The organism is Mycolicibacterium komossense (assembly GCF_025822605.1).
GTDB classification, from domain to species: Bacteria; Actinomycetota; Actinomycetes; order Mycobacteriales; family Mycobacteriaceae; genus Mycobacterium; species Mycobacterium komossense.
In genome coordinates this window covers 255,022-267,678 of sequence record NZ_JACKTY010000030.1, presented here as the reverse complement: position 1 = coordinate 267,678, position 12,657 = coordinate 255,022, and the positions used below count along the sequence as shown (strand labels likewise).

The window sequence follows — 12,657 nt, the reverse complement described above, 5'->3', positions numbered from 1 at the left end:
CCGGTCGCAGGCGCCGCCGGTGAGCGCACCGTTGAGCCATGACCCTGTTGGACATCCTGCCGTCACTGCGTCTGGCCACCAGGCCGCGCCTGGACCCGGCGATCTGGCCGCTGACCACCCACACCGATGATCTCGGCCGACTCTGCCTCGGCGGCATCGCGTTGACGGAGGTGGCCGATGAATTCGGTACCCCGACCTGCGTCCTCGACGAGGACGACTTCCGCCACCGGGCCCGCCGCTACCGCAGGGCCGTCCCGGACGCGGAGATCGTCTACACCGGCCGGGCCCTGCTGACCATCGCCGTCGCCCGCTGGGCCAGGGACGAGTCATTGGGGGTTGCGGTGTGTTCGGCCGCCGAACTCGCCACTGCCCTCGCCGGCGGAGTCGACCCGGTCCGCATCACCTGGACCGGCACTGCGAACACCCACGACGATCTTCGCGACGCGGTGGCGGCAGGCATCGGCCGCGTCGTGGTCGAAAATGCCGTCGACATCGCCTACCTCGCGGGCCTGGTCCGCCGACCCCAACCGGTACTGCTGCGGGTGACCCCGGACGTCGACCCCGCGGCGCCGATCCGCCACCTGCTCGCCGCCCCCCAGCTTGAGCTGGTCGGGGTGCACTGTGAGCACGACGCTGTCCGCAACGCCGTCGCCGTGTTGGCCGACACCCGGGCCCATCATCACGTGGTGCTCACCGAGGTCGCCGTCGGCGGTGCGGATCCGGTCGCCGCGGACGTGGACGAAGCACTGGACGAGGCATGTGCGGCCGAACGCTTTCCGCGGCCGCGACTGATCATCGAGACAGGCGCAGAAATCAGTGCCAAAGCCGGCGTGACGCTGCACCGGGTGAGCACCGTCCGATCCTGTGCCGACGGGCGCGCTCTCGTCGCAACGGATGGCGACATCCGCGCAGGCGCCATCGTCACACTGGCGAACCGGCATTCGCTCGGACCGTCGCGCATGTCCATGGTCAATGGACAGTGCATCGAACTGCCCGCCGATCTGCACCCCGGCGATCTGCTGGCCGTGCCGGGCACAGGCGCCGGCCACGGCAGCGCCTCACTGGTGGCGGTGAAAGACCGTCGCATCCACGAGCTGATCCGGCGCGAGAGCACCGCTGACCGGCTGGCAAGGGATCAGGGCTGAGGACACCCCCGGGTTCGGGGGACCTACTCGTCCTGCAGGTGCGGGTCGGCCTCGAGCTGGATCAACCCGTTCCACATCAGGTTGACCAGGTGGGCGGCCACCACTTCCTTCTTCGGTTCGCGGGTGTCGAGCCACCACTGCGCAGTCATCGAGACGGAGCCGACCAGGGCCTGCGCGTACAGCGGTGCGAGGTCGGGGTCGAGCCCGCGGCGGGCGAAGTCGCCCGCCAGGATCGACGCGACCTGGCTGACCGCATCATTGAGCAAACTGGAGTAGGTGCCCGAACTGATGGAAGCGGGCGAGTCGCGGATCATGATGCGGAATCCGTCGGTGCGTTCTTCCACGTAGGTCAGCAACGCCAGTGCGACGCGCTCGATGCGCACGCGGGACCGGTTCATGGTCAACGACGAGGTGATCCCGTCGAGCAATGCCGACATCTCCCGGTCGACGACGACCGCGTACAGGCCTTCTTTCCCACCGAAGTGCTCGTAGACCACAGGCTTGGAGACATTGGCGCGCTGCGCGATCTCCTCGATCGACGTCGCGTCGTAGCCGCGTTCGGCAAACAGTGCGCGGGCGATGTCGATGAGTTGGTGCCTGCGCTCGCTGCCGGTCATCCGGGCGCGGGGCGCACGCACTTCTTTATCGGGAGCTGCCACGATAGTCAGGGTATCCGCTCCGCCTCACCTCCTCCGTTAGGATCAACGCTCGGATCCCCCCGGTCCGTCGTGGTGTAATCGGCAGCACTTCTGATTTTGGTTCAGACAGTTCAGGTTCGAGTCCTGGCGACGGAGCAAGTCTTGCGCCTTTAGGCACGGAGCAAGCGAGCGAGGTACGAGCAAGTCTTGCGACTTTAGGCACGGAGCTCTCATGACAACACAAGGCGAATCCGCCGTCCTGGTGCTGGCCGCAGGTGCAAGCACCCGGATGCGGTCCGACACCACGAAAATCCTGCACCCGCTGGCCGGTCGCAGCATGCTCTCGCATGCCCTGCACGCCGTGGCCAAGGTCGCGCCTCAGCATCTGGTGGTCGTGGTCGGCAAGCATCGCGAGCAGATCGCACCTGCCGTGACCGAACTGGCCGACACGCTCGGCCGCACCATCGATATCGCGGTGCAGGAGCAACAGCTCGGGACGGGTCACGCGGCACTGTGCGGGCTCTCGGCTCTGCCAACAGATTTCCAGGGCGTCGTGGTGGTGACCTCCGGCGACATCCCACTGCTGGATGCCGAGACGCTGGCCGACCTGATCGCCACCCATAGCGCCGAACCCGCCGCAGTGACCGTGCTGACCACCACGCTGGCCGACCCGACCGGGTACGGCCGGATCCTGCGCACCCAGGACGGCGAGGTCATCGCCATCGTCGAGCAGGCCGACGCCACTGCCTCCCAACGCGCGATCCGTGAGGTCAACGCCAGCGTCTACGCCTTCGACATCGCCCCGCTGCGCTCGGCACTGAACCGGCTGCGCTCCGACAACGCCCAGCAGGAGCTCTACCTGACCGACGTGATCTCGATCGTGCGCCAGGACGGGCAGATCGTGCACGCCAAGCATGTCGACGACCACGCACTTCTGGCCGGCGTCAACGACCGCGTCCAGCTGTCCGAACTGGGGGCGGAACTCAATCGCCGCATCGTGGCGGCTCATCAGCGCAACGGCGTCACCGTCGTCGACCCGGCGTCGACCTGGATCGATATCGACGCGACCATCGGCCAGGACACCGTGATCCACCCGGGCACCCAACTGCTGGGTACGACGCAAATCGGATCGCACTGCACCATCGGCCCCGACACCACGCTCGACGACGTCTCCGTCGGTGACCGGGCGTCGGTGATCCGCACGCACGGCACGTCGTCCTCGATCGGCGACGGAGCCACCGTCGGCCCCTTCACCTACCTGCGGCCAGGCACCTCGCTGGGCAGCGACGGGAAGCTGGGCGCATTCGTCGAGACCAAGAACGCCTCGATCGGGACCGGCACCAAGGTGCCGCACCTGACTTACGTCGGCGACGCCGACATCGGCGAGCACAGCAATATCGGCGCCTCGAGCGTGTTCGTCAACTACGACGGCGAGACCAAGAACCGCACCACCGTGGGTTCCCACGTCAGGACCGGATCCGACACCATGTTCATCGCCCCGGTCACGGTCGGCGACGGTGCCTACACCGGCGCAGGCACCGTCGTCCGCGAGGACGTTCCACCCGGCGCGCTGGCTGTCTCGGCGGGTCCGCAACGCACTATCGAGGGCTGGGTACAGCGGAAGCGGCCGGGCAGCGCGGCGGCCGAAGCGGCCCGCAAGGCGACTGAGAACACCGACTGATCAGACGCTTTCCGTTGGCAATCTGGTAACCCGCGAACGGGGACCAAGAAACGCTACGTACCATTGCCCCGTATCGATCCCCGACCTTCGAGGGCGGCATTCCCGTGAGCCACGACTGGACCGACAACCGCAAGAACCTGATGCTCTTCTCGGGTCGCGCGCACCCCGAACTGGCCGAGCAGGTGGCCAAAGAACTCGACGTTCATGTCACCGCGCAGACCGCGCGGGACTTCGCCAACGGCGAGATCTTCGTCCGGTTCGACGAGTCCGTTCGCGGCAGCGACGCCTTTGTTCTGCAGAGCAATCCCGCGCCGCTGAATCACTGGCTGATGGAACAGCTGCTGATGATCGATGCCCTCAAGCGCGGTAGCGCCAAGCGGATCACCGCAATCCTGCCGTTCTATCCGTATGCCCGCCAAGACAAGAAGCACCGTGGCCGCGAACCCATCTCGGCGCGACTGGTCGCCGACCTGCTCAAGACCGCCGGCGCGGATCGCATCGTGTCGGTGGATCTGCACACCGACCAGATCCAGGGCTTCTTCGACGGCCCGGTGGACCACATGCGGGCCCAGCCGCTGCTGTGCGGCTACATCGCCGACAACTACGGTGACGGCGACCTGGTGGTGGTCTCCCCGGATTCCGGTCGCGTCCGCGTCGCGGAGAAGTGGGCCGACTCGCTCGGCGGTGTACCGCTGGCCTTCATCCACAAGACCCGCGACCCCCTGGTGCCGAATCAGGTGAAGTCCAACCGGGTGGTGGGCGACGTCCACGGCAAGACCTGCATCCTCACCGACGACATGATCGATACCGGCGGCACCATCGCCGGCGCCGTGAAGTTGCTGCGGGAGGACGGCGCCAAGGACGTCATCATCGCCGCCACCCACGGCGTGCTGTCGGAGCCGGCCGCGCAGCGACTGAGCGACTGCGGCGCGCGTGAAGTGATCGTCACCAACACCCTGCCGATCGACGAAAGCAAGCAGTTCGCGGCGCTTACGGTCCTGTCAATCGCTCCCCTGCTGGCCAGCACAATCCGGGCGGTGTTCGAAAACGGCTCGGTCACCGGGCTTTTCGACGGAATGGCCTAGCTTGTCCGGCACCCGTCCCGCCAGCGACACGATCATCTATCACAACCCCCGCTGCAGCACCTCCCGCAAGACGCTGGACCTGTTGCGGGACAACGGTATCGAGCCGACGGTCGTGCAGTACTTGAAGACACCGCCGTCGCGGGCCGAGCTCGCCACGATGATCGCCGACGCCGGCATCGACGTGCGCACCGCGGTCCGCAAACGCGAAGCGCTCTACGGCGAGCTCAACCTGGCCGACGCCTCCGACGACGAATTGCTCGACGCGATGGCGCAGCACCCGATCCTGATCGAGCGGCCCTTCGTCGTCACCGCCAAGGGCACCCGCCTGGCCCGTCCGATCGATTCGGTCCGCGAGATTCTGTGACCGTGCGCCGCCGCGTGGCAGCGGGCGCGGTCGTGGCCCTGCTGGCGTTATCGGCCTGCGGGTCGAAAACGCCCGACTACCAGTCGATCTGGAGTACCGGCGTGACCACTCCGTCGGCATCTACGTCTGGGTCCCCCAGCACCGAGGCGCCCATACCCTTCTCGGATTACCTGGAACGGCTCGGCGTCCGCGGCGAGCCGGTCCCCAGCGACAAGCTGACCGACATCACGGTCACCATGCCGTCCCCGAAGGGCTGGCAGCGCTACACCGATCCGAGTTCGGCACCGGGAACCGTCGTCATCGCCAGGAACAACACCTACCCGACCGCGACCCTGGTCGCCTTCAAACTGCACGGCGATTTCGATGTCGCCGACGCGATCAAACACGCCAACGCCGATGCCACGATGTCGCAGAACTTCACCAAGCTCAATGAATCCTTCGCCGACTTCGACGGCTTCCCGTCGGCGATGATCGAGGGCAGCTACGACAATGCCAAGGGCGATCGGCTACACACCTACAACCGCATCGTCATCCCCGTGACCAAGACGTTCCAGCGGTACCTCGTTCAGCTGACCGTGACGAGCAAGGCAGATCAGGCCGTCGCCGACGCCGACGACATCCAGGCGATCATCGACGGCTTCACGGTGAAGGTGCCCTGACCGCAGCTCCTGTTCGCGAACAGACGTAAAGAGGTACCTCAGCGCGGCTTTTGAGGGCAATTTGCGCCTGCTCGCGCAGATAACCGCCGCTCACGGGCACCCGGTTCCCGTTCCGGCGGATTTCGTTTCTCCTCCTCCGATGCGTTAACCTTGCCAAGCGTCACGGCGAGGGTGGCTAGACCACCGTTATCGACGGAGATCCCGCATTCTTCTGCGGTTGTCCGCTCTGGCTGTGCCTCGAAACCGAATTCCGCACAGCAACACAGGAGCGACACCATGGCCAAGACCAAGACCCACGCCGAAAACAACATCGTCGCGTTGGTTCGTGAAGAGACCGGCAAGGGCGCCTCGCGCCGTGCCCGCCGCGAAGGCCAGGTCCCCGCGGTCCTCTACGGCCACGGCACCGACCCGCAGCACCTGCTGCTGCCGGCCCGCGAGTTCGCCGCCGTCCTGCGCAACTTCGGCACCAACGCGGTCCTCACGCTCGACGTCGCGGGCACCGAGGCACTGGCGCTGCCCAAGGCCATCGAGGTTCACCCGATCCGTCGCGAGATCCAGCATGTCGACCTGATCCTGGTCCGCCGCGGCGAAAAGGTCACCGTCGAGGTCAACGTCGTCGTCGAGGGCGAAGCCGGCCCCGACACCCTGGTCAACCAGGAAGCCAACGCCATCGAGATCGAGTCCGACGCCATGTCGATCCCCGAGCAGCTGACGCTGTCGGTGGAGGGCATCCCGGCCGGCACGCAGTTCACCGCCGCCCAGATTCCGCTGCCCGACGGTGTCACGCTGATCTCCGATCCGGAGCTGCTGGTCGTCAACGTCATCGTCGCGCCCACCGCCGCGGACCTCGAAGCCGAGGGTGCCGGCGAGGCCGCCGACGAGCCCGCCGCGGCATCCGAAGAGGCGTCCGATGACGAGGCTGGCAAATCCGACTCCGAGTAACCGGCTGGCGACGGGAAGCGACCGAAGTGGCCGATCCCCTGCTGGTGGTCGGCCTGGGCAATCCCGGGCCGAACTACGCCAAAACCCGGCACAACATCGGGTTCATGGTCGCCGATATCCTCGCCGACCGGATGGGCTCGAACTTCAAGGTGCACAAACGTTCCGGCGCCGAGGTGGCCGCTGGCCACCTCGGGGGCCGGTCCGTCGTGCTGGCCAAGCCGCGCGTGTACATGAACGAATCGGGCCGCCAGGTCGGACCGTTGGCGAACTTCTACTCGGTGGCGCCGGGTGACGTGATCATCGTGCACGACGAGCTCGATATCGACTTCGGCCGCATCCGGCTCAAACTCGGCGGCGGCGAGGGCGGTCACAACGGCCTGCGCTCGGTGGCATCAGTTCTGGGCACCAAAGACTTTCAGCGAGTGCGCGTCGGCATCGGACGTCCTCCTGGCCGTAAAGATCCGGCCGCGTACGTGCTGGAGAATTTCAGCGCAGGCGAACGTACCGAGGTGCCGACGATCTGCGAGCAGGCTGCCGACGCCACCGAACTTCTGGTCGAGCTCGGCCTGGAGCCGGCGCAGAACACCGTCCACGCCTGGTAACCGCGGGCAAATCAGCGACCCCGGATACCGCTGTCGACGACCTTGACCGGTTTGTGCGGATACCGCTTCTCGGCGAACGCCTTGGCTTTGGAGTTCGGTAGCACGTAGAGCGTTTCCTTCTTCTCCTGCAACGGTTTCAGCACCAGGTCCATGAAACCCTTGCGATCGTCGAGATACGGCTCGATGACGTCCTCACCCGCCGGGCACACCGCGAGGCAGTAGGCCGCTTTGTAGTTGGCCTTGAACGACAGGCTCTGCCACATCGACGCGTTCTCCGAATCGGTTACCCGGGAACGGAAGTCAGCAGCATCGGAGCTGTCGGCGATGGTCTGCGCCCAGTCGGTGAACCCACCCATGAACTCGCGATAGTTGTGCACCGAGCACGCGACGAAATCGAAGTCGCCATCTTTGCCAATGGCCCCGACCGGACAGGCCGCCACGCATAGCTTGCACTCCAGACATGGCGAGTAATCAAGTGGCGCACCGTAACTGGAGATCTCGGCGTCTACGAGTACGGTCGCGAGCAAGATGAAATTGCCAAACTTCGGGTGGATGACGTTGCGGTGAATGCCCATCACGCCGAGACCCGCGGCCACCGCCACCGGCTTGTGGGCCACCACCCAGATGCGGCCGGGGAAGTTGTCCATCTCCATCGGGAAAGTCGCCGACGGGTTCAGGACGCGGCGACCGAGATCCTGCAGGGTACGCGTGATCTGGTGCGCTGCCTCGTTGATGATCTCGCCGGTGCGGTGAAACTCCTGATTGGCGACACTGCGCGCGGTCGAGCGCACGTTGTCCCGGTTCATCCGCACCACCAACGAGATGAAGCTCTTGGCGCCGGGTAAGGCACCTTCCACATGCTCGAGCTCCGAGGCCAGCGCCGGGTTCGCGACGCTCGCGAAGGCGACGTCGTCGGCACCGGCAGCCAGGCAGATCTCCCGCAGCCAGTCCGCGTCGATCACCGATGAGTTGGCGGGGTTACGGCCGGCACCGCGGGCCAGCACTTTCTGCACCGTCGGATGACTGGCGAGCTTCGCCGGCAGGGAGGGTCGGTCATTCATTCTGAGTATTGTAAACCATACCTAGCATCGCGTCTCCTCCGGCAGCCACACAGAAAACGTAAAGAAAACGTCCAGACGGTGGGCCGGCCGGAGGAACCGGCGTAGATGTGGAAGACATGGAGCAGAAACGACCGCTCCGCTCGTTCGGCAGCGGACGCAGCTGGGGATACTTCGACATCTACCCCTGCCGCTACGGGGTGACCCGGTTTCGACTGGTGATGTTCCCGCCCGGCATCTCCCCCGAGGAACGGCGACTGCTGCGCGCGTGGCGGAGTTGGCCGGCGTGGGGGATGGTGGTGTTCCTGGCTACGCAGATCTGGCTCACGCACGCTGTCGCGACGACGTGGGCGACGGCGATCTCCACCACCGTCTGGGTGCTCTCCGGCGCGGTTACCTTCGCCCTGTCAGGCGGAACCCGGACCCGCGTAAGGACTTTCATCGGTATCACGGTGTCGGGCGAGCACGACGAGGAAGGTCGACGGCGCCTCGACGCGGCACGCGCGTTGGCTACCGAGCTACTGGCCGCCGATGCCAGCCGGGCCGAAGGTGTACTCGGAGAATCCGAACACGAGGCAATCTGCTGGCACGCATACCAGCGGCTCGGCCAGTTGACCGAGGAGATCGCCGCTAGGTGACCAGCGCCACCGAGTTCGCGCGACGCAGCTTGCCCGAGGGTGTCTTGGGGATGGTGCCGGGCCCGAGCACGACGACGTTGCGCGGCCGGACGTCGACCTCGGCAACCACTTCGTGCGCGACCTGATGCTCGATGCGGCGCACCTCGGCCGGGTCCTTGAACGCGTTGGACTCGACGGCGACGGCGAAGGTCTCCCGCGAGTGCCCGGCATCGAGACGGACCGCCACGGCACAGCCGGGACGAACGCCTTCGACGCGGCCCGCAGCCCGCTCGATATCGGTCGGGTAGATGTTGCGGCCCGCCATGATGATGACGTCTTTGACGCGGCCACACACGACGACGTGGCCGTCTTCGGTCAGGTAGCCCAGGTCTCCGGTGTCGTACCAGCCGTGCTCGTCCTGCGCCGGGATGAAGCCACCCATGGTCAGATAGCCGGGAGTCAGCGACTCGCCGCGCAACTCGATGACGCCGACGCCGCGAGCCGGCATCACATTGCCGTGCTCGTCGACGATGCGGGCTTCCAGATCGGTCAGCAGCGGCCCCAGCGTCGCGAGCCTGCGGGTGTTGCCCTTCGACGACGGCACCGCCTGGCGCAGCGCGGCCAGCAGGTCGGCGTCGACCTCGTCGACCACCAGACCGGCGTTGCACTCGGAGAACGACACCGCCAGAGTGGTCTCGGCCATGCCGTAGGCGGGCAGGATCGCCGAGGACTTCAGACCGAACGGCTTACCGGCGTCCAGCAGATCCTCGACGTCGGCGGGCTCGACGGGCTCGGCGCCGGACAGCGCGAACCGCAGCGTCGACAGATCGAAGTCACCTGGCTTGGCCTGCCTGCGCAACCGCTTGGCCAGCAACGCATACGCGAAGTTGGGCGCCGCGGTCATGGTGCCCTTGTACTTGTCGATGAGCTTGGCCCACAGCAGGGTGTCGCGCAGGAAGTCCATCGGCGTGACCTTGACCAGCTCGGCACCGAAGTACATCGGAATGGTGAGGAAGCCGACCATGCCCATGTCGTGGAAGCACGGCAGCCAGCTGACCATGACGTCCCGCTCGACCTCGTACTGCGCACCGATGAACATCGCCTCGGCGTTCGAGTGGATGTTGCGGTGGGTGATCTGCACCGCTTTGGGCGAGCCGGTAGATCCGGACGTCAGCTGCATGAGCGCGAGATCGTCTTCGCCGGTTTCCACCGGATCGATTCCCTCGTGGGCCATCAGCTCTTCGATGACGAGGACCTTGATGCCCTTCTCCTCCAGAACCGGCGCGGCCACCAGGAACGGGTCCGAGATGACGACGGCCTTGGCCTCGATCATGTCGATGACGTGGACGGTGTCCTCGGCCCACATCACCAGGTCGGTACGCGGGGTGGGCTGGTGCAGCATCGTCAGGCTGGCGCCGCGCATCCACAGGGCCTGCGCCGTCGGGGCGATCTCCACCGGGGCACCCGCGAGAACACCGACCGCGTCACCGGGACCGACGCCTGCGGCAGCGAGGCCGCCTGCGACGCGCCGGGCGCGCTCATGCACTTGCGCCCAGGTGTGCCGAACGGGCTCGACCGGCTCGCCGGTCACCATGCCCTTCGTGCTGTTCCTGGCGTTGTAGTACATCTTGTCGGTAAATCTGCTCACGAGGACCTCCTCGGCTTCCGGAGCGGCGACAGTGACGGAGCCCAGACATCAATGCTGCGCCTGGCGGTGGTCGCACCCAAGGAGGCGCGCACACACAATTGAGCTGCGGTTAGGTCTCGGATTGGACCAGATGAGACCTGCGACAGTAACGCGCCGTAGCCGCCGAAGGGCGTCCACGTGCTGTCGATTGACTGACCGTTACTCGTCACCGCCGATCATCTTAAGCTTCTCTTAAGTAACTGCCAAACTTTGGGGGAGTTTTCCGTCGCAGCCGAGGTCAGGAGACCGGGGTGGGCACCACTCGGGCGCCGTGCACCGGCCCGCTGGCTACCCGGACGGTCCGGCAGACGCCCGCTCCCGCCAGCTCGGTGCCGACGTCGACAGCCGACGAGGCCGACGAGCACAGAAAGGCGCAAGTCGGACCGGAGCCGGACACGATCCCGGCCAGCGCGCCGGCTTCGACGCCCGCCCGCAACGTGCGGCGCAGTTCCGGGTCGATGGACAACGCGGCCGGTTGCAGCTCGTTGCCCAGCAATGGCGCCAGCTGGTGGGGATCGCCCGCGGCCAGGGCGGCCAGCACCGGCTCGGCCTCGTCGATGCGGGGCGGCTCACCGACCTCACGGAGGCGGTCGATCTCCCGGAATACCGCGGGCGTCGACATGCCCCGCCGCCCGAACGCCAAGACCCAGTGAAAGGTGTTCCTGGCCAGCACCGTGGCCAGCTCCTCACCTCGGCCGGTGCCCAGCGCGGTACCGCCGTGCAGCGCGAACGGCACATCGCTGCCCAGCCGGGCGGCCAGCGCGTGCAGATCGCGACGCGGCACACCCGTCTCCCACAACGTGTTCATCGCGACCAGCACCGCCGCGGCGTCCGCGCTGCCGCCGGCCATGCCACCGGCGACCGGGATCGCCTTCTCGATGGTGATGGACACCTCAGGGGTACGCCCGACATGCTCGGCCAGTAGTTCGGCGGCCTGCCAGGCCAAATTGCGTTGGTCGACCGGGAGCGACTCGGCCCCCTCGCCGATGACGTCGAGAGACAGCACGTCCGCGGTCCGCACCGTGATCTCGTCGAACAACGAGACGGCGTGAAACACTGTGGTCAGCTCGTGGTAGCCGTCCGGGCGGTTGTCACCGACCGCGAGGTAGAGGTTGACCTTGCCGGGCACCCGGACAGTTACCGATCCTGTCGGCACCCAGTCAGCGGCGGTGCTCCCGTCCGATGCGGTCACGTCACGAGACTATCGGGGCTCAGGCGAAAACACGGGAAAGCGAGCTCAGGTCACTAGGCTGACGACGTGCCAGGTTCTGGTGAGCAGACCGGCGGGACCGTCGACGGTGGGGTTGCCGCCGGCTACGCGGTGGACAGAGAGCTCGGCCGCGGCGGCAGCGCCACGGTGTACCTGGCGCACGCCCGGGGTGCCGATCACCAGGATTCCACCCGAGCCGTCGCACTGAAAGTGCTCAGCGCCAATCGCCGCAGCCAGCTGGAGTTGGGCCGGTTGCAACGCGAGTTCGAACTCGCCGAGCAGCTAGAGCATCCGCATATCGTCGAAATGTACGACCGTGGGCCCTACTGGTTGGCGATGCAGTACATCGACGGTGGCAACGCGAGCATTCTGCACACCCTGGCCAACCGGCTGACGGCGCTGGCACAGACCGCCGAAGCCCTGGACTACACCCACCGCAAAGGGATCGTGCACTGTGATGTTAAGCCGTCGAATATCCTTGTCTCCGAAGACTTCTCGACCCGCGGCGCGGTGCTCATCGACTTCGGCGTCGCGCACTCACTGGCCGAGGACGCCCAACTGCGCCTCGCGCAGCATCCCACGCACAGCCTGACCCTGGATCCGGCGAAGCGGGCCGCACAGCGACCGCCAGATCGGCCCACCCAGGTTCAGGCCTCGCTGCCCTATGCCGCCCCGGAACTACTGCAGGGCCACCAGCCCACCGGCGCCACCGACGAGTACGCACTCGCTTGCACCGCAGTCGAACTCATCACCGGCAAACCACCGTTCGTGGCGCCGACCCCCATCGCGCTGGTCGAAGCACAACTGCATCAGGCACCGCCGAAAGTGTCACGCGACGTCGCCTGGATCCCCCGCGCATTCGACTCGATCCTGGCCAAGGCGATGGCCAAAGACCCCGAGGCCCGCTACGAATCCTGTTCGGAGTTCATAAGACTCATTACGCGGGCATTACGGTGATCGCCGTCAATG

The 12,657-nt window shown here is 66.5% G+C and carries 13 protein-coding genes and 1 tRNA gene; 10 read left to right on the top strand and 4 right to left on the bottom strand.

Translation table 11 applies throughout. The features are described 5' to 3' along the window. Positions 1-38 precede the first annotated feature (38 nt). A complete protein-coding gene (locus H7J73_RS17685) occupies positions 39-1,145 on the top strand; it encodes a diaminopimelate decarboxylase family protein (RefSeq protein WP_264068821.1) in 1,107 nt (368 codons plus the stop codon). 23 nt (positions 1,146-1,168) lie between these two features. On the opposite strand, the gene H7J73_RS17680 is transcribed toward H7J73_RS17685, so the two are convergent. Beyond that, on the bottom strand, positions 1,169-1,762 hold the full coding sequence (locus H7J73_RS17680) for a TetR/AcrR family transcriptional regulator (RefSeq protein WP_264068889.1): 594 nt from the start codon (positions 1,760-1,762) through the stop codon (positions 1,169-1,171). Positions 1,763-1,867: 105 nt separating this feature from the next. On the opposite strand from H7J73_RS17680, the gene H7J73_RS17675 reads away from it, so the two are divergent. The 7 genes from H7J73_RS17675 (at position 1,868) to pth (ending at position 7,116) form a co-directional block, all read left to right on the top strand. Continuing rightward, positions 1,868-1,939 (top strand) — tRNA-Gln (locus tag H7J73_RS17675). 76 nt (positions 1,940-2,015) lie between these two features. After that, complete coding sequence (gene glmU, locus H7J73_RS17670) at positions 2,016-3,464, top strand: bifunctional UDP-N-acetylglucosamine diphosphorylase/glucosamine-1-phosphate N-acetyltransferase GlmU (RefSeq protein ID WP_264068820.1); 1,449 nt, start codon at positions 2,016-2,018, stop codon at positions 3,462-3,464. A 104-nt stretch (positions 3,465-3,568) separates the two neighbouring features. Continuing rightward, entirely contained in the window at positions 3,569-4,549 is a 981-nt protein-coding gene (locus H7J73_RS17665; RefSeq protein ID WP_264068819.1) for a ribose-phosphate diphosphokinase, read from the top strand. A gap of 1 nt (position 4,550) precedes the next feature. Further along, complete coding sequence (gene arsC / locus H7J73_RS17660) at positions 4,551-4,913, top strand: arsenate reductase (glutaredoxin) (protein WP_264068818.1); 363 nt, start codon at positions 4,551-4,553, stop codon at positions 4,911-4,913. A gap of 2 nt (positions 4,914-4,915) precedes the next feature. Continuing rightward, positions 4,916-5,572, top strand: coding sequence for an LpqN/LpqT family lipoprotein (locus H7J73_RS17655; protein WP_435405518.1), 657 nt, complete (start codon positions 4,916-4,918; stop codon positions 5,570-5,572). A 276-nt stretch (positions 5,573-5,848) separates the two neighbouring features. Then, positions 5,849-6,514, top strand: coding sequence for a 50S ribosomal protein L25/general stress protein Ctc (locus H7J73_RS17650; protein ID WP_264068816.1), 666 nt, complete (start codon positions 5,849-5,851; stop codon positions 6,512-6,514). Between the two features lie 26 nt (positions 6,515-6,540). Beyond that, entirely contained in the window at positions 6,541-7,116 is a 576-nt protein-coding gene (gene pth / locus H7J73_RS17645) for an aminoacyl-tRNA hydrolase (protein WP_264068815.1), read from the top strand. A gap of 11 nt (positions 7,117-7,127) precedes the next feature. On the opposite strand, the gene H7J73_RS17640 is transcribed toward pth, so the two are convergent. Continuing rightward, complete coding sequence (locus tag H7J73_RS17640; RefSeq protein WP_264068814.1) at positions 7,128-8,177, bottom strand: epoxyqueuosine reductase; 1,050 nt, start codon at positions 8,175-8,177, stop codon at positions 7,128-7,130. Positions 8,178-8,293: 116 nt separating this feature from the next. Here H7J73_RS17640 and H7J73_RS17635 point away from each other — a divergent pair, with 116 nt between their 5' ends. Next, complete coding sequence (locus tag H7J73_RS17635; RefSeq protein ID WP_264068813.1) at positions 8,294-8,812, top strand: DUF6611 family protein; 519 nt, start codon at positions 8,294-8,296, stop codon at positions 8,810-8,812. On the opposite strand, the gene H7J73_RS17630 is transcribed toward H7J73_RS17635, so the two are convergent. Both H7J73_RS17630 and H7J73_RS17625 read right to left on the bottom strand, forming a co-directional pair. Next, the gene (locus H7J73_RS17630) at positions 8,805-10,439 is read right to left on the bottom strand and encodes a fatty acyl-AMP ligase (RefSeq protein WP_264068812.1); all 1,635 of its coding nucleotides are present in this window, start codon (positions 10,437-10,439) and stop codon (positions 8,805-8,807) included. The two genes, H7J73_RS17635 and H7J73_RS17630, sit on opposite strands and share 8 nt — an antisense overlap. Positions 10,440-10,716: 277 nt before the next feature. Then, entirely contained in the window at positions 10,717-11,670 is a 954-nt protein-coding gene (locus tag H7J73_RS17625; protein ID WP_264068811.1) for a 4-(cytidine 5'-diphospho)-2-C-methyl-D-erythritol kinase, read from the bottom strand. 66 nt (positions 11,671-11,736) lie between these two features. On the opposite strand from H7J73_RS17625, the gene H7J73_RS17620 reads away from it, so the two are divergent. Then, positions 11,737-12,645, top strand: coding sequence for a serine/threonine-protein kinase (locus tag H7J73_RS17620; protein WP_264068810.1), 909 nt, complete (start codon positions 11,737-11,739; stop codon positions 12,643-12,645). The last annotated feature ends 12 nt before the right edge of the window (positions 12,646-12,657 follow it).

Coding starts and splice junctions, on each gene's coding strand:
- H7J73_RS17650 (WP_264068816.1), top strand. CDS start 5,849: ATGGCCAAGACCAAGACCCACGCCGAAAACAACATCGTCGCGTTGGTT.
- glmU (WP_264068820.1), top strand. CDS start 2,016: ATGACAACACAAGGCGAATCCGCCGTCCTGGTGCTGGCCGCAGGTGCA.
- H7J73_RS17680 (WP_264068889.1), bottom strand. CDS start 1,762: ATGACCGGCAGCGAGCGCAGGCACCAACTCATCGACATCGCCCGCGCA.
- H7J73_RS17635 (WP_264068813.1), top strand. CDS start 8,294: ATGGAGCAGAAACGACCGCTCCGCTCGTTCGGCAGCGGACGCAGCTGG.
- H7J73_RS17685 (WP_264068821.1), top strand. CDS start 39: ATGACCCTGTTGGACATCCTGCCGTCACTGCGTCTGGCCACCAGGCCG.
- H7J73_RS17640 (WP_264068814.1), bottom strand. CDS start 8,177: ATGAATGACCGACCCTCCCTGCCGGCGAAGCTCGCCAGTCATCCGACG.